This window comes from Paraburkholderia sediminicola (assembly GCF_046026855.1).
Taxonomy (GTDB): Bacteria; Pseudomonadota; Gammaproteobacteria; order Burkholderiales; family Burkholderiaceae; genus Paraburkholderia; species Paraburkholderia sediminicola_A.
In genome coordinates this window covers 257,076-276,370 of record NZ_JAQQET010000002.1, presented here as the reverse complement: position 1 = coordinate 276,370, position 19,295 = coordinate 257,076, and the positions used below count along the sequence as shown (strand labels likewise).

At 61.0% G+C, this 19,295-nt stretch carries 19 protein-coding genes and 1 pseudogene; 10 read left to right on the top strand and 10 right to left on the bottom strand.

Going from position 1 to position 19,295, the window contains the following annotated elements; genetic code table 11:
- Positions 1–1,371, top strand: a complete 1,371-nt coding sequence (locus PQR40_RS03415) for an MFS transporter (protein WP_408508415.1) — start codon at positions 1–3, stop codon at positions 1,369–1,371.
- 40 nt (positions 1,372–1,411) lie between these two features.
- Here PQR40_RS03415 and PQR40_RS03410 read toward each other — a convergent pair whose 3' ends face one another.
- Positions 1,412–2,302, bottom strand: coding sequence for a LysR family transcriptional regulator (locus PQR40_RS03410; protein ID WP_408508414.1), 891 nt, complete (start codon positions 2,300–2,302; stop codon positions 1,412–1,414).
- Positions 2,303–2,469: 167 nt separating this feature from the next.
- On the opposite strand from PQR40_RS03410, the gene PQR40_RS03405 reads away from it, so the two are divergent.
- The gene (locus PQR40_RS03405; RefSeq protein WP_408508413.1) at positions 2,470–4,020 is read left to right on the top strand and encodes an MFS transporter; all 1,551 of its coding nucleotides are present in this window, start codon (positions 2,470–2,472) and stop codon (positions 4,018–4,020) included.
- Between the two features lie 35 nt (positions 4,021–4,055).
- Here the strand turns inward: PQR40_RS03405 and PQR40_RS03400 are convergent, their stop codons facing one another.
- The 4 genes from PQR40_RS03400 to oxlT form a co-directional block, all read right to left on the bottom strand.
- On the bottom strand, positions 4,056–4,487 hold the full coding sequence (locus PQR40_RS03400; RefSeq protein WP_408224520.1) for a PAS domain-containing protein: 432 nt from the start codon (positions 4,485–4,487) through the stop codon (positions 4,056–4,058).
- 107 nt (positions 4,488–4,594) lie between these two features.
- The gene (gene frc / locus PQR40_RS03395) at positions 4,595–5,845 is read right to left on the bottom strand and encodes a formyl-CoA transferase (RefSeq protein ID WP_408224517.1); all 1,251 of its coding nucleotides are present in this window, start codon (positions 5,843–5,845) and stop codon (positions 4,595–4,597) included.
- Positions 5,846–5,871: 26 nt separating this feature from the next.
- Positions 5,872–7,614, bottom strand: a complete 1,743-nt coding sequence (gene oxc / locus PQR40_RS03390) for an oxalyl-CoA decarboxylase (protein WP_408508412.1) — start codon at positions 7,612–7,614, stop codon at positions 5,872–5,874.
- Between the two features lie 64 nt (positions 7,615–7,678).
- On the bottom strand, positions 7,679–9,010 hold the full coding sequence (gene oxlT / locus PQR40_RS03385) for an oxalate/formate MFS antiporter (RefSeq protein ID WP_408508411.1): 1,332 nt from the start codon (positions 9,008–9,010) through the stop codon (positions 7,679–7,681).
- 460 nt (positions 9,011–9,470) lie between these two features.
- Between oxlT and PQR40_RS03380 the strand changes: the two genes are divergently transcribed.
- Positions 9,471–9,860, top strand: a complete 390-nt coding sequence (locus tag PQR40_RS03380; RefSeq protein ID WP_408388269.1) for a hypothetical protein — start codon at positions 9,471–9,473, stop codon at positions 9,858–9,860.
- Positions 9,861–10,018: 158 nt separating this feature from the next.
- Positions 10,019–10,192 carry a hypothetical protein gene (locus PQR40_RS03375; protein WP_408224505.1) on the top strand — a complete coding sequence of 58 codons (174 nt, stop codon included), beginning with the start codon at positions 10,019–10,021 and terminating at the stop codon, positions 10,190–10,192.
- A 12-nt stretch (positions 10,193–10,204) separates the two neighbouring features.
- Here the strand turns inward: PQR40_RS03375 and PQR40_RS03370 are convergent, their stop codons facing one another.
- Positions 10,205–10,837, bottom strand: coding sequence for a TetR/AcrR family transcriptional regulator (locus tag PQR40_RS03370; protein WP_408224502.1), 633 nt, complete (start codon positions 10,835–10,837; stop codon positions 10,205–10,207).
- A 59-nt stretch (positions 10,838–10,896) separates the two neighbouring features.
- Here PQR40_RS03370 and PQR40_RS03365 point away from each other — a divergent pair, with 59 nt between their 5' ends.
- Both PQR40_RS03365 and PQR40_RS03360 read left to right on the top strand, forming a co-directional pair.
- Positions 10,897–12,435 (top strand): FAD-dependent monooxygenase, encoded by a 1,539-nt coding sequence (locus tag PQR40_RS03365; protein ID WP_408508410.1) that lies wholly within the window; start codon positions 10,897–10,899, stop codon positions 12,433–12,435.
- A gap of 149 nt (positions 12,436–12,584) precedes the next feature.
- Positions 12,585–13,031, top strand: a pseudogene (locus PQR40_RS03360) (lipid II flippase family protein); the annotation flags it as partial.
- A 120-nt stretch (positions 13,032–13,151) separates the two neighbouring features.
- On the opposite strand, the gene PQR40_RS03355 reads toward PQR40_RS03360, so the two are convergent.
- Entirely contained in the window at positions 13,152–13,778 is a 627-nt protein-coding gene (locus PQR40_RS03355; protein WP_408224496.1) for a TetR/AcrR family transcriptional regulator, read from the bottom strand.
- Between the two features lie 218 nt (positions 13,779–13,996).
- Here PQR40_RS03355 and PQR40_RS03350 point away from each other — a divergent pair, with 218 nt between their 5' ends.
- Positions 13,997–14,311, top strand: a complete 315-nt coding sequence (locus PQR40_RS03350) for an H-NS histone family protein (protein WP_408388265.1) — start codon at positions 13,997–13,999, stop codon at positions 14,309–14,311.
- A 174-nt stretch (positions 14,312–14,485) separates the two neighbouring features.
- Here PQR40_RS03350 and PQR40_RS03345 read toward each other — a convergent pair whose 3' ends face one another.
- Entirely contained in the window at positions 14,486–15,403 is a 918-nt protein-coding gene (locus PQR40_RS03345; RefSeq protein ID WP_408388263.1) for an AraC family transcriptional regulator, read from the bottom strand.
- Between the two features lie 204 nt (positions 15,404–15,607).
- On the opposite strand from PQR40_RS03345, the gene PQR40_RS03340 reads away from it, so the two are divergent.
- Together PQR40_RS03340 and PQR40_RS03335 are read left to right on the top strand one after the other, a co-directional pair.
- Entirely contained in the window at positions 15,608–16,357 is a 750-nt protein-coding gene (locus tag PQR40_RS03340) for an SDR family oxidoreductase (protein WP_408224487.1), read from the top strand.
- A gap of 78 nt (positions 16,358–16,435) precedes the next feature.
- Positions 16,436–17,194 (top strand): SDR family oxidoreductase, encoded by a 759-nt coding sequence (locus PQR40_RS03335; RefSeq protein ID WP_408224484.1) that lies wholly within the window; start codon positions 16,436–16,438, stop codon positions 17,192–17,194.
- Positions 17,195–17,235: 41 nt separating this feature from the next.
- Here PQR40_RS03335 and PQR40_RS03330 read toward each other — a convergent pair whose 3' ends face one another.
- Positions 17,236–17,532: a hypothetical protein gene (locus PQR40_RS03330; RefSeq protein ID WP_408508409.1), complete on the bottom strand. Its 297-nt coding sequence runs from the start codon at positions 17,530–17,532 to the stop codon at positions 17,236–17,238.
- A 184-nt stretch (positions 17,533–17,716) separates the two neighbouring features.
- On the opposite strand from PQR40_RS03330, the gene PQR40_RS03325 reads away from it, so the two are divergent.
- Complete coding sequence (locus PQR40_RS03325) at positions 17,717–18,229, top strand: DUF1090 domain-containing protein (RefSeq protein WP_408508408.1); 513 nt, start codon at positions 17,717–17,719, stop codon at positions 18,227–18,229.
- 111 nt (positions 18,230–18,340) lie between these two features.
- On the opposite strand, the gene PQR40_RS03320 is transcribed toward PQR40_RS03325, so the two are convergent.
- Positions 18,341–19,252, bottom strand: a complete 912-nt coding sequence (locus PQR40_RS03320; RefSeq protein ID WP_408334492.1) for an AraC family transcriptional regulator — start codon at positions 19,250–19,252, stop codon at positions 18,341–18,343.
- Positions 19,253–19,295 lie beyond the last annotated feature (43 nt).

The window sequence follows — 19,295 nt, the reverse complement described above, 5'->3', positions numbered from 1 at the left end:
ATGGACGCCCAAAGCGATTCAGGGAAGGTCTGGAAAACCATTGTATCGACGGTGATAGGAGGCACTTTCGAGTGGTTCGACTTCATGGTGTACTCCTATTTTTCGAGCATGATCGCGCGGGTGTTTTTTCCTACCGTTGATCGCAGCGGGGCGTTGCTGCTGACGTTCGCGACCTTCGCGGTCGGCTTCCTGGTCCGTCCGATCGGCGGCGTGGTAATGGGAGCGGCCGCGGACCGGGTCGGACGGGTAAAGGTACTGTCGTGGATCATGGTGCTGATGTCGGTGGGCTCGCTGATCCTGGGGCTGACCCCGGGCTTCGCGACCCTTGGGCTCGTCGCGCCGCTGCTGGTGGTGATCGGCCGCCTGGTGCAAGGCTTCGCGGTGGGTGCGCAATTCGCGCTGTCGTCGGTGACGATTTACGAGGTCGCGCCGCCCAACCGGAAGATGTTTTACGGCAGCTTCAATATGCTGTCGATCGGGATCGCCGCGATGTTGTCTTCGGGATGCAGTTACCTGCTGTCGCGTCACCTGTCGCATGCGGATCTGTCGGCCTGGGGATGGCGCGTGCCGTTCCTGATCGGCGCGCTGGTCGGGCCAATCGGCTTCTACATCCGCCATCATGTCGACGAATCGGATGAATTCAACCGGATGCAGGCACGCGCCGCGGCACGGGCGCCCATGCGCGAGCGTCTTCGCGATTTTGTGCGTGAGAACGGCGATGCCGTGGTGTGCGCGATGGGCGTGATGATCGCCGGCACGTCGCTGAATTATGTCTGGAATGCGTATCTGCCAACCTACGCGCAGGTTCAGTTGCATCTGTCACTCAGTTCGTCGCTGCAAGGGATATTCGTCACGAGTATCGTGATGTGCGTTCTGTCGCCGGTGTTCGGCTTGCTGGCGGACCGTGTCGGCGCGTATCGGCTGTTCTTCTTCTTTATCGTGGGCTGGCTGATCTGCGTCTTTCCGTTGTTCTCGTATTTGCTGGCCGACCCCACTGAGAGCCGTCTGATGATCGTACGGGTTGTCGGCATACTATTCCTGACGCTGCAAGGTGCCGCGCATCCAGGGATGCTGGTCAAGATCTTCACCGTGCAGGGTCGCTCCACCGGCGTGGCGATTTCGTATAACACTTCGGTCATGCTTTTCGGCGGGCTGGCGCCGTTCTATATCTCGCTGGTGGCGCGCTTCACGAACGCGCGCTTCATTCCGTCGAGCTACCTGTTCGGTACTGGGTTGCTAGCGATCGCGCTGGTGCTCATTACGCGCACTGGGCGGCGGGTGTTGCAGGAAGACCGGCTGGAGCGCAGGCAACGGCGTACGGCACGCGAGACCGGTATACAGCGTGCGAACTCGGGTGATCCAGTGGTTTAGGTCGCGTGGTACGTGACGCAGAACGTCGTGAATTGTCGGTTCACGGGAGCTTGAACAGCTTCGCGCACATGAAATCGACGAACACCCTAAGCTTCGGCGACAACTGCCGGCTCGATGGCCATAGGATCGAGAACTGTCCTGGGGCGATCTGGTGCTCGTCGAGCAACGTTGTGAGCATGCCCGTCGCGAGCGCGTCGCGTACCAGAAAATCCGGCATGTACCCAATGCCAAAGTCCGCGATGACAGCCTCGCGCAGCGCCTCCATGTTGTTGCAGGTTATCGCCGTGCGCAGGTTCGCAGGCTCACTGCCATCCGCCAACAGTTCCCACGGCTGAAGCTTGCCCGTTGTCGGAAAACGGTAGCGCACGCACGCGTGCACGTCCAGGTCGCGCAGCGTGCGCGGCACACCAGCTTGCGCGAGATAGCCGGGCGACGCGCACAGCGCGAAACGGAACGTGCCGAGACGGCGTGACATCAGACTCGAATCTGTCAGCGTACCGCTGCGGATGACTGCGTCGAAACCGCCTTCGACGACGTCCACGAGCCGGTCGTTGAAATCCAGATCGAGTTCGACATCGGGATAGCGTCGCGTGAATTCTGGCAGCACGGGCAACAGGAATCGATAGCCGATCGCGGGCAGGCTCACGCGCAGCCTGCCGCGTGGCGTTTGCGCGGCCTCCGACAGCATCGCCTCGGCATCGCGCAGGTCTTCCAGTATCCGGTGACAGCGATCGTAGAAGTGACGTCCCTCATCGGTGAGCGTGACCTTTCGTGTGGTGCGTTGAAAGAGCCGCACGCCGAGCGATTGCTCCAGCTTTGCAATCGCCTTGCCGACCGCTGACGCCGAGATGCCGAGCTTGTGGCCGGCGGCGACGAAGCTAAGCGCTTCCGCCGTGCGCACGAACGCGACGATTCCGTTGAGGTTGTCCATCCCGGTCCGATCCCCGTAAAGTCGATTGAATTCAGGAATTTAACTCCGTTATAAGCGGAATTCCACATGGTTTTTATCTGATTGAATCCGAATTATCGTTGATCGCTCTGCCGGGGTGTGCGCGTCCGCGAGGCGTTGCGCAGACCGGCTTCCTTTGGGGAGCGTCGATGAGCAACACTTTTTCTTCCGTTTCATTGGGGCGGCCGGTCGCAATTCTCACGGCCGTTTGTCTCGCAGCGCTTGCGTTGCCGCTCAGTTTTTCGGCGGGTGCGCTGGCAACGCCCGCGATCGGGCGGGAACTCGCGGGTGGCCCGGTCGAGATGAACTGGATCACGAATGCGTTCATGCTGACCTTTGGGAGCCTGCTGATGGCGGCCGGGGCGCTCGCGGACCGGTATGGCCGCAAGCGCTTATTTGCGATCGGCGTAAGCGGATTCACGCTGGTCTCGCTGATGCTCGGCTTCGCGCCGTCGATCCTGGTTGTCGATCTGCTGCGCGCTATCCAGGGCGTTGCCGCCGCGGCCGCGCTGGCCGGGGGGACTGCGGCTCTCGCGCAGGAGTTCGATGGCCGCGGGCGTACCCGGGCATTCAGTCTGCTGGGTACGACCTTCGGGCTCGGGCTTGCATTCGGGCCCGTGCTAGCCGGCTTCATGATCGAGCGCTTCGGCTGGCGAGCGATCTTCGCGACGGGTGCCGTCGTGGGCGTCCTTTCGCTGCTGTTCGGCGTGCCGCAGATGCGTGAGTCGCGCGACCCGGACGCGCGGCGTATCGACTGGGCGGGAATCGCGACGTTCACGGGCGCATTGTCGTGCTTCACGTTCGGTGTGATCCAGTCGTCAGAGAGCGGCTGGTCGAGCCCGCTCGTCGTCGGATTCCTGCTGGGCGCGGCACTGCTGGCCGCCGCGTTCTGGGCAATCGAAACGCGAGTCGCGCGGCCAATGCTTGATGTGTCTTTGTTCCGCTATCCGCGTTTTGTCGGCGTGCAAGTGCTGCCGATTGCGACCTGCTACTGCTACATCGTGCTGCTCGTCGTGTTGCCGCTGCGTTTCGTCGGTGTCGACGGCTATAGCGAGATCGACGCTGGCTTGCTGATGCTCGCGCTGTCTGCACCGATGCTCATCGTGCCGCTCGTCGCCGCGACGCTAACGCGCTGGATGTCCGCCGGCGTTATCTCGGGGATCGGTTTGTTGATCGCCGCAGCCGGCTTGTACTGGCTGACCATTGTGCTACGCGGCGGCGCGAGCGAGGCAGTGATCGCGCCATTGCTCACAATCGGTGTTGGCGCAGGGATGCCTTGGGGATTGATGGACGGTCTATCGGTGAGCGTGGTGCCGAAGGAGCGTGCCGGCATGGCGACGGGTATCTTCAGCACCACGCGCGTTGCAGGCGAATGCATTGCGCTCGCAACGGTCAGCGCAATTCTGGCCCTGCTCACGCAGGCGCGTGTGCAGTCGACCATGGGACCGCATGCCGTATCCGCCGAAGTATCCGAAGCCGCGGCGCGACTTGCTGCAGGCGATCTCGATCGTGCATCGGCGCTTCTCCCGGACGTCACCCGTGCGACATTGCTGCATATCTATACCGACGCGTTCGATCTTTTGCTCGGGGGATTGACTGTTGTTACGCTGCTATGCGCGATCGCGGTGTTCGTGATTCTTGGCCGCACTCGCGCCGACGACGATGCGTCGACGCATACGGGTTCGCCTGCTCGCGTGTGACGCGCAGCTCGTGTTAGCGTTTGCGGTGTGGCCGGTCACGCGCCTGCGGCCGTCTCCAGTTCCGCAAGACGCTTGCGCAGCAAGCGATCCTCCTGGAAGCGGCTGGTTTCGTCGCGGATCACTGCAACGATGCCGGTGAGTTCGTTCTGCGGCGAATGCAGCAACGCAACCGTAAAAGCAATCGAGAGTGCCCGCCCATCCTTGTGCGCAGCGGGGACACGCAGCACGTCGTTGCCATAACGGGTTTCGCCCGTTGCCATGGTCTTGTGATAGCCGTCCCAATGGCGGCCGCGCAAACGTTCCGGAATGATCAGGTCCAGTGAGTTTCCCAGCGCTTCGCTTCGCGTAAAACCGAACATGCGTTCGGCCGCGGGGTTCCACAGTGTGATGCTGCCGTCGGCATCGGAGATAATGATCGCGTCGCCGATAACATTGGCGAGTTGCTCGAAGTCGATAGCGCTTTGCATGACGCTCCCCGAATGTAAAAACGCAGATCCCTGGATTGGGTACGGCGCCCGCGAGCGACGCCGTACCCAAAAGCCGGGTATGCAAACAGGCCTGCGGCGTAACGGCGTTAAACCGCTTTGATTTCGTGCAGGTTAAAGATGTCCTGCCGGCTGTAGCCAAGGCTCGTCAGCACTTCGTCCGTGTGTTCGCCGAGCAGCGGCGACGCCGTGACTTCCGGCTTCATATCCGAGAACTTGATCGGACTGCCGACCGTCAGATACGAGCCGCGTTTCTTGTGCTGTACTTCGACGATCGTGCCGCTCGCGCGCAACGACGGATCGTTGGCGAGTTCCTTCATCGTCAGCACCGGCGCGCACGGAATGTCGAACTTACGCAAAATGTCGACCGCTTCGAATTTGGTCTTGTCGGCGAGCCAGCCTTCGATGGTTCCGAAGATCTCGAAGATATGCGGTTGACGTGCTTCAGCGGTCTTGTAGGCGGGGTCATCGATCCACTCGGGTTTGCCGAGTGCCTTGCAGATCGGCTCCCACGCGTGACCCTGGATCGTGAAGTAAATGTACGCGTTCGGATCCGTTTCCCAGCCTTTGCACTTGAGCACCCAGCCCGGCTGACCGCCGCCGCCCGCGTTGCCGCCACGCGGCACGACATCGCTGAATTCGCCGTGCGGATACTGCGGATATTCCTCGAGATAACCCACACGCTCCAGCCGCTGCTGGTCCCGCAGCTTCACGCGGCACAGGTTCAGCACGCTGTCCTGCATCGACACCGCGACCTTCTGGCCTTTGCCGGTTTTGCCGCGTCCAATCAGTGCGGTCAGAATGCCGATCGCCAGATGCATGCCAGTGTTGCTGTCGCCGAGCGCCGCGGCGCTGATGGTTGGCGGGCCGTCCCAGAAGCCGGTGGTGGACGCCGCGCCGCCTGCGCATTGCGCGACGTTTTCATAAACCTTCAGGTCGTCGTAGTGATGGCCGTCGCTGAAGCCCTTCACCGAAGCGACGATCATCTTCGGATTGAGTTCGTTCAGGCGTTCCCACGAAAAGCCCATCCGGTCCAATGCGCCCGGGCCAAAATTTTCGACCAGCACGTCTGATTCGCGAATCAGCTTTTCGAGTACTTCCTTGCCTTCGGGCTTTTTCGTGTCCAACGTCAGCGACTTCTTGTTGCTGTTGAGCATCGTGAAGTACAGTGCGTCGGCGTCGGGGATGTCGCGCAACTGGTTGCGCGTCACGTCGCCCGAACCCGGTCTTTCAACCTTGATCACGTCGGCACCGAACCAGGCGAGCAACTGGGTGCACGCGGGGCCGGCTTGAACGTGGGTGAAGTCGATGATCTTGATGCCTTCGAGAGGTTTGGTCACTTTGGTATCTCCGTAGTTACTCTGGATCACTTTTTCATCGCCGCACTTTGCGGATTCAGATTGGTCAGGCGGCCGCTTTCGGTGCCGGCCGCTTCATCGATGACGGCATTGATCAGGGTCGGCTTGCCCGATGCGATCGCTTCGAGCAGCGCCTTGGTCAGTTCTTCCGGTGTGGTCGCGTGGTGGCCGACACCGCCGAATGCCTCGATCATCTTGTCGTAGCGCGCGCCCTTCACGAACACGGTCGGCGCGACGTCCTTGCCGCCCGTCGGGTTCACGTCGGTGCCGCGATACACGCCGTTGTTGTTGAATACGATCGTGCAAACCGGCAGGTCGTAACGGCAGATGGTTTCGAGTTCCATGCCGCTGAAACCGAAGGCGCTGTCACCTTCGATCGCGACAACCGGTTTGCCGCTCGTCACCGCCGCGCCGATCGCGAAGCCCATGCCGATGCCCATGATTCCCCATGTGCCCGAATCGAAGCGTTTGCGCGGCTCATACATGTCGATGATGCTGCGCGCGTAGTCGAGCGTGTTCGCGCCTTCGTTGACGACGTTGATGTCCGGGCGGGTCTTCAGCACATCGCGGATCGCGCGCAACGCACTGTGGAAATTCATCGGCGACGGGTTCTTGTCGAGCGTGGCGGCCATCTTTGCGAGGTTCTTGCTCTTGCGCTCGGCGATCGCGCCGGTCCATTCGGCGCTCGGCTTCGGAAATTCCGCATCGAGACTTGCGCGCAATGCCGCCACGCACGAGCCGATATCGCCGATCACCGGCGCGGCAATCGCGACGTTGCTGTCGATTTCGGTCGGCGAAATATCAACCTGGACGAACTTCTTCGGCTCCGCACCCCATGTGTTGCCCTTGCCATGCGAGAGCAGCCAGTTCAGACGCGCGCCGATCAGCACGACAACGTCGGCTTCCTGCAGCACGAACGAGCGCGCCGCCGACGCCGATTGCTCGTGCGTATCGGGCAACAGGCCCTTGGCCATCGACATCGGCAGATAGGGAATGCCGCTTTGCTCGACGAACGCGCGAATCTCGGCGTCAGCCTGCGCATACGCCGCCCCCTTGCCGAGCAGGATCAGCGGGCGCTTCGCACTCTTTAGCACATCGATCGCACGCTTGACCGATTCGGGCGCTGGCAACTGACGCGGCGCGGCGTCGACCACTTTAACCAGCGACTGTTGGGCCTTCACGGCGTCCAGCGTTTGCGCGAGCAGCTTGGCCGGCAAGTCGAGATACACACCACCCGGGCGGCCCGACACCGCGGCACGAATCGCACGCGCCACGCCGATGCCGATGTCTTCCGCATGCAGCACGCGATACGCGGCCTTCGCATACGGCTTGGCCGCATTCAACTGATCCATTTCTTCGTAATCGCCCTGCTGCAGATCGACGATTTCGCGCTCGCTCGAACCGCTGATCAGGATCATCGGGAAGCAGTTGGTGGTCGCGTTGGCGAGCGCCGTCAGGCCGTTGAGAAAGCCCGGTGCCGATACCGTCAGGCAGATGCCTGGCTTTTGCGTCATGAAGCCGGAGATGGCCGCTGCGTTGCCCGCGTGCTGTTCATGACGAAAGCCGATGAACCGCATCCCTTCCGCTTGTGCGAGCCGCGCAAGGTCCGTGATGGGAATCCCGACCAGTCCAAAGATGGTGTTGATGTCGTTCAGTTTCAGCGCATCGATGACGAGATGGAATCCGTCGGTCGTCTCGGCTGCCTGTTGTTTCTGGCTGTTTTCTGCTGTAGGGCTGTCGGCTTCTGCCATGATGTCTCTCCTTGGTCGCGGGACGTTATGGGGTTTGTCGTGAGCTGCGCGCTCGCGTTGTTGTTTATTCAGGCGAGCCGCCGGGCGACGGCTGCAGCCGCGCTTCAGCGACGACTACGCCGGCCGGCGCGCCCGAGTTCTCGATCCAGCGCTTTCTCATGGGTGCGAGGATGAACTTCGCGGACACGGCTGCAGCGATCGACACCACCGCCGCCGAGATGAACACGGTGCTCCAGCCACCGTTCGCCGACAGCACCGATGCGATCGGCACCAGCATCGACGCGGTACCCTTCGCGGTATAGAGCGTCCCGGCATTGGCCGCGGCGTATTTGCTGCCGAACGTGTCCGCGCAGGTCGCCGGGAAGATCGAGAAGATTTCGCCCCAGCACAGGAACACGGCGGCTGCGAAGAACATGAATGCGTACGGGTTGTGGCCGAACTGCATGAGTCCCAGCAGCGCGACGCCTTCGCCGAGAAAGATCATGAACATCGTGTTTTCGCGGCCGATGCGATCCGACAGAAAACCGCACAGGGGACGCGTGAAGCCGTTGCACAGATTGTCGATCGAGAGCGTCATCGTGAGCAGCGGCAGCGTGACGCCCAGCAGACTCACCGGCAGCTTGGCAAAGCCGTATTCCTTCGCGATCGGCCCAAGCTGCGCGGTCGCAATGATGCCGCCGGCCGCGACGAACACGAACATCAGATACAGCACCCAGAAGAGCGGCGAACGGATCATCTCGCCGGGCGTGTAGTCGATCTTGCTGGCGACCACGCGTTTGGCGGCGACCGCGGTTGCGGGCGGCTTTGGCCGTACCAGCATGGTGGCGAGCAGCAGAATGCAGACGCCCTGGAAAATGCCGAAGAACATGAACGTGTGCTCGTAGCCTGAGCGCTGGATCATGTTGGCAATTGGAATGACGGTGACGGCCGCGCCGGCGCCGAAACCTGCCGCGGTCAAACCGGCTGCGAGACCGCGCTTGTCCGGAAACCATTTGAGTGCCGTGCCGACGCAGGTGCCGTATACGCAACCCGCACCGATGCCGGCGATCACTGCCGCGACGTATAGCTCAGCGAGACTGCTCGCATGCGCATTGATGATCCAGCCGAGCGCCGCACACAGCGAACCGCCGATCACAACCGGGCGCGGCCCGAACTTGTCGACGAGCCAGCCTTCGACGGGCACGAGCCAGGTTTCAGTGACGATGAAGACGGTGAACGCGGTCTGGATCGCCGCCTGCCCCCAATGGTGAGCGTTGTCCATCGGTACAACGAACAGTGTCCACGCATATTGCAGATTCGCGACGAGCCCCATGCACACGATACCGATCGCCAGTTGTACCCAGCGGTGATGCCAGAACGCCGTGCTGCTTTGCCCGGGTACGTTGGAATGTCCCATGTCTTTCGTCTCCTGTATATTCCGTCGCGCTCGAACGGCGCGTTGGACCTACGTGATCGAATCGCTTCATAGCCGGTTTGCCTGTGGGCAATGAAGCACCAATGGTCGGCCAGACGAAATTGCGCTAACGAAAACCCTTATCCGTCGATCGCACGACAACTGGATAAAAGGTGTTTGGCGTAGAGCGCGTCTGAGGGATGCTGCGCGAGAACAGCAATAAGGGAAAGTTAAAACATTTTATGGTTTGCATTAGGCATACCTAATAGATGGGTCTGCTGCTTCTGGCTGTGGGGTTGTGCGAGAGGGCAACGCGGCTGTCCAGGCACCAGATTTTGTTGCCGTCGTCTCTGGGGAGCGGATGTATAAGTAAATAGTTATCGTTTTTCGAAATAACTTTAACTATTGTTTATCGATGCATCAGCCTATTCTTGGTCATGCCCTTTTCCTCAAGGAGACGACCATGAACCCGTCCCAGTTCGACGCTTGCGACAGCGCGCATGATGCGGAAGTCGAGGCGCAACTGTGCGCCTATAACAGCGTATTCGATGAACTCGGCCTGCGCTTCCGTTGGGATGCGAGCACGCTGGCGTTACTAGGCAGGATCGACAGTGCGGAGGCGCAGATTGCTGCGTATATCGAAGCGCACCATCCGCACTTGCTGAAAGCGTATAGCGCCGGGTTTCTGAGCCGGGCCATTCTCGAGAGGAAAAACGCTCGCTATCCAGCGCCCGTTCCGGTGCGCGTCGGGAGCGCGCCGCCTCTGAACCACGTGGAACGTCAGCCGCTGATGAGCAACCGGCGCGAGCTCTTGTCGTACGAGGCAGAACTGCCGGCCCTGGCTGGTGTTTAGACCCGGCGCGCGCCGTGATGATGTACGCTGCCGGGCTTACGTCGTAGGTTCGGTTTGTGTGGCTGCGGCTCCATGTTCGCGAATCGTCGCAATAAAAGCCTGCAAGGTAGGCGGGATCTGTTTGCGGGAAGCGTAATAGAGGTAATACCCCGGAAAAGATGGCGTCCACGATCGGCGGTTTCGTCGTTCAGCCCACTGCTGCCGTCTACGCGGCTACCAGGTTTGCCGTGCGCGCGATCCTGTATGCGATTGAGCAACCCGGCGATGTTGACGTGAACGAAATCGTCGTACGACCGTTCGCGACACAGGTCCGATCATGGATCGCTGCGTAGGCAAGCGCGTGCTCAGGCGTAAGGCGTGCCTGCCATTGCAGCTTTTAGGCCGATGGCTCCCTTATCAACAATCGCGAGAAAGGTGGCTTTCGCGTCCTCTGTATCTTGCGTTTGTCGAAAGGTCCGGTGAGCCTGGATGAGGGCCACGGTCCACGTCGCCAGGAGCAGATCGGCTGCCAGATGGGCGTCGGGATCGGCAGGTTTTCGCCCTACGCATTCGGATAGCGCCACCGTTACGACTTGCGCGATCTCGTCACGTATCGCTCTCGCCCGAGCCTTGAGGGTTTCGCTGCCCTCGATCGTCTCTATGAAGCCTTGGCTCCCAGCAGAAAATCTGACGTAAGGGCTCTGTTCCGCAACCAGCCGATGCGCGAGCAGACGTAACGTCTCGATCGGAGCAACGCGCGGATCGCGTTGCCGCAAAGCCTCGCGCAGCATCTCGCGACCCTCTTCGTCGCGATCAAAGAACATGTCCTCCTTGCGGGGGAAGTGATTGAACACGGTCATCCGTCCGACGTCGGCGGCTGCCGCGATCTCGTCCACCGTCACATTATCGAAGCCCCGCTCCAGGAAGAGGCGCGTGGCGGCATTGGAGATGCCTTCGCGCGTGGCGAGGCGTTTACGGGATCGGCGGTCGGGTGGCATTGACATGTTGCCATCTTATCGTATATTTTATGTACTGAGTACACATTGAGACTTGGTATATGAAAACATCGGTTGATGTTGTAGTAGTGGGAGCCGGGCCGGTTGGACTGCTGACCGCCATTGAACTGGCTTTGGGCGGCGTGCGGGTCCTCGTGCTGGACCGCCTGGCTGCGGCGAGCATGGCCATGAAGGCAATGTCGGTCGGACCGCTTGGAATCGAATCGTTGACACGGCGCGGGATGGCGGCGGCCATCGCCGCCGCGGAGGCGCGCAGCTTCGCGGCGATGGATGAGTTCACAAAGCAGACCGGAGCGGAGCTGCGTGGTCGGGCATCGAAGTACAGTGGCCATTTCGGTGGCCTGTCTCTGATCCGAAAGAGCGCGCAGAAAGAGCCGGAACGGCGTCCCCGCCTGGTGCGTCAGCATGACGTCGAAACCATGCTGGCCGATCGCGCGCGCGCTCTTGGGATCGAGGTACGTCGCGAGTGCGACGTCACCAATGTCGTCCAGCAGGTGAACGGCGTTGAGCTGGAGTGGGCATCTCCGGCAGACGGAGGCCGTATCCGCTGCGCCTACCTCGTTGGTTGCGACGGAGGGCGCAGTCTCATTCGCAAGATGGCCGGTTTTGACTTCCCCGGCACCGCTCCAACGTCGACGTTCTACCAGGTCGTCGCGGAGATCGACCATCCCGACCGCCTGTTGCCTATTGGCTGGAATCGCACGTCGGGTGGCGTGTTCTGCTACGGGCCCGTCCCCGGTCGATTGTTCATGCTGGACTTCATCGGGCCGCCGAAAGACCGGCAGGCTCCGGTTACACGCGAGGAGATCGAAGCCGTACTACGCCGCATCAGCGGCGCGGACGTCCGTGTGAAGGCGCTCGAAAGCGGGAGCCGGTGGGCGGACAACACGCGGCTTGTCGATACCTACCGGCGAGGTAGAGTGCTGCTTGCCGGTGATGCGGCGCATGTTCACTCGCCGTTCGGTGGTCAGGGCTTGAACCTTGGGTTTGCGGACGCAGCAAACCTCGGCTGGAAGCTCGCCACGGTCATTCGCGGCGAGATGCCAGAGAGTCTGCTCGACACCTACACGGTCGAGCGGCGGCCGGTCGCCAAAGCCGTTCTGGCCAACACCCTTGCCCAGATCGCCATTCTGCGGCCCGATCCACAATCGGGTGCGATGCGGGACCTCCTCGCAAACCTCATGCAACTCGATGACGTCAATCGACTCATCGGCGAGATGATGAGCGGCCTTGCCACCCGTTACGATCTCGGATCGGAATTGGACGACGTCGGACGGCTGATTGGCGACAAGCCGATCAGCCACGGCGATGCCGATGTCTCGCTCTACGACGTCATGCAGGATGGCATGGGCGTTTTTCTCGACGCCTCAACCGACGGGAAGGCGTCCAGGCTTGTTGCAGCCATCACGCAGCGGATACGTTGTGTCGCCGTCGACACCGGGCCTTCGATGCTGATCCGTCCCGATGCATGCATTGCCTGGGCCGGTGAGCAGAACAGCACGGACGGATTGGAGGACGCACTCTGTCGCTGGTTCGTCGAACCGTGCGATCTCAAGTGCTTTGCCGGTCAACGAGAGTAAAGCCCGTGTCCACTCTTACGCCGAGCCGTTCGCAGTCCGATCGCGATTCGTCCGCAAAGCGGCTAGGCAATGCTCCAGCCGCTTTCTGTCCGATCGGTGCCTCAGCGACGCGAACGGTCGACAAAACGGGATAGACGTTGCGCAGCGGCCGTCTGCTACTCCATATCTTCAGTCGTGGGGGCGTCAACTACATTCGGGATGGAGCGCGGCTCCCTTTGCGACAGAACGTCACCCAACTGGCAACTGGAGCAGGCGTGTCCTGGACCGTTATAGGGCTGAATGTTCTTGCGATGGCGATCTGGACAGTCGGCGTTTTTGCATCCCTTTATGCGGGATACCTGAAGCCCGACTTGCGAGTGACATGTGCGAATCTATCGTCGGTTATCAATGGCTTCGCGACTGTGGTATTGGCAGTCGTCATCGACCCGCAAGTTTCGGTAATGACAGACGACGTGATTGAAGGCCGGGTTTCGGAAAACAACTTCCGGCGTGCGATCACGACCCTCGTGGGCGCGCGCGTTCTCGGAACGCTATGCGCACAGGCGGTGCTCGTGCCAGCGGCATTGATCATTGTTCGCGTCGCGGAATTCATCTAGTGGGGCGAGCGGTACTGATAAGCAACTGGTCTTGACGACTTCTCCCTAAGCCGCTGTTTCAGCATCGAGCCGGCATCGCGGAGCCGACCGCATCCATTATCGGCAGAGCAACATCGCAGATCAGCGTACGCGCGGCGCCGCGGCTACCAGGCTGCGCAGGAACACCATGATCATATGTCCAATGGGCACCTCGGACAGCATCGACCGCTGAAGCGCGAGGCCTTGTGAGAGCCCCATGAAGGACGCGGCCAATACGGTCGGCGATTCGGGCGGCACTCTTTCCAGTCTGGCGAAAATCTGCCCGATGCAATATGCGAGGCCATCACGGTGGGCGTCCAGCAACGCCTGTGAGGCTGTTGCAAAAACGGGGTTGCGGCGCCCCTGAAGCTTGAATTCAACGCCCAACACAGACCACTCAGGCTCGGCATCAAGTGTCTGCGCCCAGACCTCCAACGCGTTCAATATGTCGTCCGCAGACGCAGATGGGTCACTCAACGCCCGGGCAATGTCGGTCACCTGCGTCTTCGACCGCTCTCGCATCAGTTCCACAAACAGCTCTTCTTTGCTCGCGAAATTCGAATAGAAAGCACCCTGCGTATAACCTGCCTCGGCCGCAATATCCCTGAGAGACGTGGCGCCGAAACCTCTCTCGACAAACAGCCGCTTGGCCGCAGCAAGCAAATGGGCCCGGGTCTGCAATCGACTTTCTTCGCGGCTCAGTCGCGGGGGTTTGGTCACCGTGTTCATGGCCGGAAGGATATCAGTTGATATTTAAAATTCAACTGGATATTATTACGATTGCATTTCATATCTCACTTGATATGCGAGAGTGTAAGGCGTGGGCTGCGCCTCTGAGGGTTCTTACGGAACGGGATGAGGGCGTGCCTGCGAAGTCAGTGCGGGATGTAACCGCAAAGACCGGGAACGCGATGCAACAACCTGGTCATGTACGACGGAAAGAGAGCATGAGCAGCAGGGTAAAGATGTTGAAGCAGCAACTCGCGCAACTCGATGAACGGATATCAGTCGCCTGGCAGCAGGAGCAGAAAGCCGCTATTGAACACGTCCGCCAGGTCATGAACTTCTTCAACCTTGTGCCTAACCAGTTACGTGTCGACCGGCGAGGCACGTACAGCACCAAACCGCTTCAGATGAAGTATCAGGACCCCGTCACCGGTGCGACCTGGAGCGGCCGTGGACGCGCGCCGTCCTGGATCCGGAACCGAAGCTACAACGATTTTCTGGTTAAGCAGCCCGACGACGCCGGATCGGATCAGTGAGCGACGAGCCAATGCAATGCCGTCTCCATCGGTAGCGGCGTCGAGCAGTTGACCCGCGTCTTCGAAAAGCGGACCCGCAACTGGCTCCGTCAGTGATCGCGCCTCCCATGCGTGTGGGTAGTGCATGAGGCAGTGACGCGTGTCCAGATCGGAGAACAACTTCTTTGCGTCGTCTTACGCGCTGTTCGCGGCCGCTTGCTCCTCGCGCGCGTACTGCGTAGGCGGTCGGCCGACGTGCCGTGTGAAGGCGACGCTGAAGGTGCTGGCAGAGCTGTAGCCGACGCGCTGCGCAATCTCGGCGACACGCCCTTCATTGCGACGTAGCAGGTCTTTCGCGAGGGCCATGCGCCAGGTGAGCAGATATTCCATCGGCGCGACACCGACCGCGCGGCTGAAGCGCTCGAAAAAGGTAGAACGCGAAAGCGCGGCCTCCTTCGCGAGTTCAGCAACCGTCCACGCGCGCGTCGGGTGTTCGTGCATTGTGCGGATCGCGGCGGCGAGGCGGCCGTCGGCGAGCCCGCGCACCAGGCCCGGTGACGCGCTCGTTCCTGCCGTGGACCGCAGCGCCTCGATCAGCAGCACTTCCAGCAGTCGCGAGAGCACGACCTCGCGCGCGGGCCGCTGCTCGCGTGTTTCCTCTCGCACAAGTTGCACAAGCGTGGCTAGCCGCTGTTCGCCGCGGACATGCACGAGTTGCGGCAGCAGCGAGACCAGCAGGGTCGCATCCGGTGACCCGAAGCTGCAGTGGCCCGCCACCATTCGTAAGTCGATCGGAGTGTCCGGGGCGCCGATTCTGAATTCACCGTTGCCCAGCGCGATTGGCGCCGCTGTCTCGACGCCCGGCGGTGGCGGCGCGAGGCTGGACATCGCGACGCCATACGCCGCGGGAATCAGGACGAAGTCACCCGACAGCAGCTCGATGGGCTCGTGTCCGTCAATCGCGAGGCGGCACCCGCCTTCAAGGATCACGCAATAGAACGGCTGGCCGGCATCCGAGCGGCTGATGCGCCAAGGGCTGGCGCCGTGGACGAGTTTGGAAAACCGGGCATTCGGCTGCAGCAGCGTCACTACTTCGGCCAACGGATCAATCATCGCCGGACTCCTGCAAATGAAATTCGGATGATTGATTGTAGCAAGTACGGTCGCGGCGATCTATCGTATGGGCACACAAACCATCCCAGCAACCAGGTTGCATGGGACCGGAGTAAGTGCTCTGCATGGGACCCGAGTAGCGCGCTAAAGCGCCAACTCTGGTCGACAGCTAAAGCGCCAACTCCGGTCGACACAGGAATTCCTATGAAAACTGTTCTGATCACCGGTTCTTCTTCCGGATTCGGCCTCGAGACCGCCCGCTTCTTTCTGGCACGCGACTGGCAGGTCATCGCCACGATGCGCACACCGCGTGCCGACGTGCTACCGCCTTCAGACCGCTTGCGCGTGCTGGCGCTCGACGTCACGAATCCGGAGAGCATCCGCGAGGCTGTCGAGGCCGCAGGCCCGATCGACGTCCTCGTCAACAACGCGGGCTTCGGCGCGGCTTCTCCGGGCGAACTCGTCCCGATCGCGACGGTGCGCGAGATTTTCGAGACCAACACGATCGGCACGATCGCATTGACGCAAGCGGTGTTGCCGCAGTTTCGGCAGCGCAAGGCCGGCGTCGTCGTGAACGTTACGTCGAGCGTGACGCTAAAGGCGCTCCCCCTGATCGCAGCGTACCGCGCGAGCAAGGCGGCGGTGAACGCATTCACCGAGTCGATTGCGCTGGAGCTCGAACAGTTCGGCGTGCGGGTGCGCCTGGTGCTGCCGGGCCGTGCGCCCGAGACCCGCTTCGGAGACAACGCGCGCGCCCATATGCACGGCTTAGACCATGAAGCCTATGCCGATCTCGTCAAAAGCGTCTTCGCGAGGTTCGCGGATACATCTTCTCCTGTCACCCGGGCACAGGACGTCGCCGAGGCCGTATGGCGCGCGGCGACCGATCCGTCATCCCCGATGCGTATCCCGGCCGGCGCCGACGCTGAAGCATGGGCGGCCGAGGTTAGCTAAGTGGCCGGTGCCACCGCCCTGAACTGAAATCGGAAATGGCTTCTTTGCGCAACAGCGCAATACGACAAGGAGGTTGCTATGCAGGACAAACCCGTCGCCCTGGTCACCGGGGCTAATCAAGGAATCGGTCTTCAGATCGCAAAGGATCTCGCGGCACACGGCTTCACCGTGCTGGTCGGGTCGCGCAATCTCGAGCGCGGCGAGGCTGCGGCAACGGAGGTCGGGCGGCACGCCTACGCGCTCCAGCTCGACGTGACGAATCAGGCTTCGATCACAGCCGCGGCGCAGCGTGTCCGCAATGAGTTTGGCCGCCTCGACGTGCTCATCCAGAACGCGGCAATCTCGAATACGAAAAAGCGGCCCGGTCAGGCAGTCGAGGAGTATGCGAAGACGACCCGCCCGAGCAACGTGTCCCTCGATGAAATGCGTGCGGTGTGGGACACCAATGTGTTTGGCGTTCTTGCCGTCTACCAGGCGATGGTGCCGCTCCTGCGCAAGACACCGGGCGCGCGCATCGTCAACGTGTCGAGCGGCGTCGGGTCGCTGGCGACGAACCTGGACCCGGCCTTCGCTTACCGCGCGATCTTCGGCCCGGTCTATCCAGCGTCCAAGACGGCTCTCAACGCATTGACGGTCGCCATGGCAATCGAGCTGGAGCCGGATGGGATCAAGGTCAACGCTGTCTCCCCGGGTTTCACCAGGACGAACCTCAACGGATACGCGGGCACGGAGACTGTCGTGGAGGGCGCTCGCGAGGCAGTGCGCGTCGCGCTGCTGGGCCCGGACGGCCCGACAGGGACGTTCACGCGCTGGGAAAACGAAACGATTCCATGGTGATGCAGCGTTGCGCGTGTGATCGAAGGAATGGGTCAGGGCGATCAATGACGCACATTCAGGAGCTGGAGCAAGGACGGCCCAATCAAAAGCAAACCTATGCATCCTATGACGCACCACAAAAATAGAAGATGAATCCTGGTGATAAATGTGGACCGTTGAAGCACGCCCGGATGCCGGCGCACAATACGATTAATGAGCATGGCGCTAATCCCGGTCAGCAGGGCAGAAAGAAAAATTCCAGCGGTTCTATGGTTCGCAAGCGAAACCAGGACGCCGAGGATTCCCACGGCCTGCAAAACATAAAGACTGAACCCCATTCTTCTTTGAGTTGTTGTCATCGGCCTTTCCTTTTGTCGTCGGCTAATTCGTATTGCCGCTTGTTTATAAATTGGTAGCTATCGCGTATTCTTTGATTCCGGCTGTCGAGATGTCCGCGTCAGCAGCGCGCCGAGTCATTCAATTCGTTTAGCGTGGCATGAACTGCGATTCTAAATCGGTCGAGGTCGTGTGAGCGTCCGGCGAATGTCCGCTGCCAAGCTGCGTGATGGTCTCTTACGGACCTATTCCGGGCCACGGGTGGCCGATTACAAATGTTCCGGAATCGCTGCAAAACGCACAACGAACGAACAACACTCCACTATTGTGAGGTCTCTCATGAATACGTCGATCAAGGCATTCTTGCTCGGTATAGCGATCTATCCGATGCTGTGTTCAGCTCAAACAAGCGGTTGCGACGCTAAACGCAGCTCGATAGAGAGAGAAATCGCCTACGCGCAAGCGCACGGCAATGCGAAGCGCATCGATGGTCTCGAAACCGCGCTCGCTCAAATGAACGCGAATTGCACGGATGCCGTGCTGCGCAGCGACGCGCAACGGAAGGTGACTGCGGCCGAGAGGAAGCTCTCTGAACGCCAGCATGACTTGCAGGAAGCGAAGGCCAACGGTAAGAGCGCGAAGAAAATCGCCGAGCGCCAACGCAAAGTCGACGAGGCGCATGCCGAGCTTGAAAGAGTGCTGGTAGAAGCGTCGCAGTGATCGAGCATAACCGAAGAGATCTAGTGCTTTAGCTTGCCCAGGACGCGCTCAACCCCACTTCGTCGAGCGGTCATAGTGTTCGGTGTCTGGTCGAGCCGGTGCTGAAGTCGCTCAGGATCGCGCAGTTGCACTGCTGCGTGCCTGCATGGCAGACGATCGCAGCCTCTGCGCATCCTGCCCCGGTGGCCTCCCGAACAGCCGGCTGTACTCACGGCTGAATTGCGAGGCACTGTCATAGCCAACGCTCAGCCCCACACTGGCAATGTCCTTCGACGTGGTCAGCAGTTGTGTGCGGGCTTCCTGAAGCCTGATCTGCTTCTGATACTGCAGCGGACTCATGGCGGTGACGGCGCGAAAGTGCCGATGGAATGAGGACACGCTCATCGCCGCCAGCTCCGCGAGCTCTTCAGTGTGCAGCATCTCCGCATAGTGCATGCGGATCCAGCGAATCGCGCGTCCGACGTGCGACAGACGGCTGTCGGCAAGACCGACCTGCCGCAGCAGCGCGCCCTGGCTTCCCGTGAGTATCCGCCACAAGATTTCGCGCTCGATCATCGGCGCGAGAACGGGCAGGTCTTCCGGATGCTCCAGCAGCCGCAACAACCGCACAAACGGATCAAGCAGTTCGGGCGTCGCGTCGCCGACCGCCGCACCGAACGGGTTCACCATAGTGGGCGCGTCTGAAGCGGTGTCCAGCAATAACGAAGCGATAGTCGCGGGTTTCAACATCAGGCCGACTGCCAGAAACGGCTTGTTCGCGCTCGCTTCGATCACGTGCCCGCACATCGGGAGATCGACGGTCACGACCAGACATTGTCCCGCGTGATATTCGAGAAGCTTGTCACCGAGGGTCGCGCGTTTTGCGCCCTGAGCGACCAGAGCGAATACCGGCTCGTAGACGCGATGAATCGACTGCGTGTGTGTGGTCGACACCGACAGGACGACCCCGGGCAGGCTTGTTGCCGTCACATCGTCGACAGCATGGCGGCCAATCAGGGTGCGAAGTTCAGCGAGCGTGTCCATAACTCAAACGTATCCTGGCCGACCGTGAAAGCGCAAGCGGATC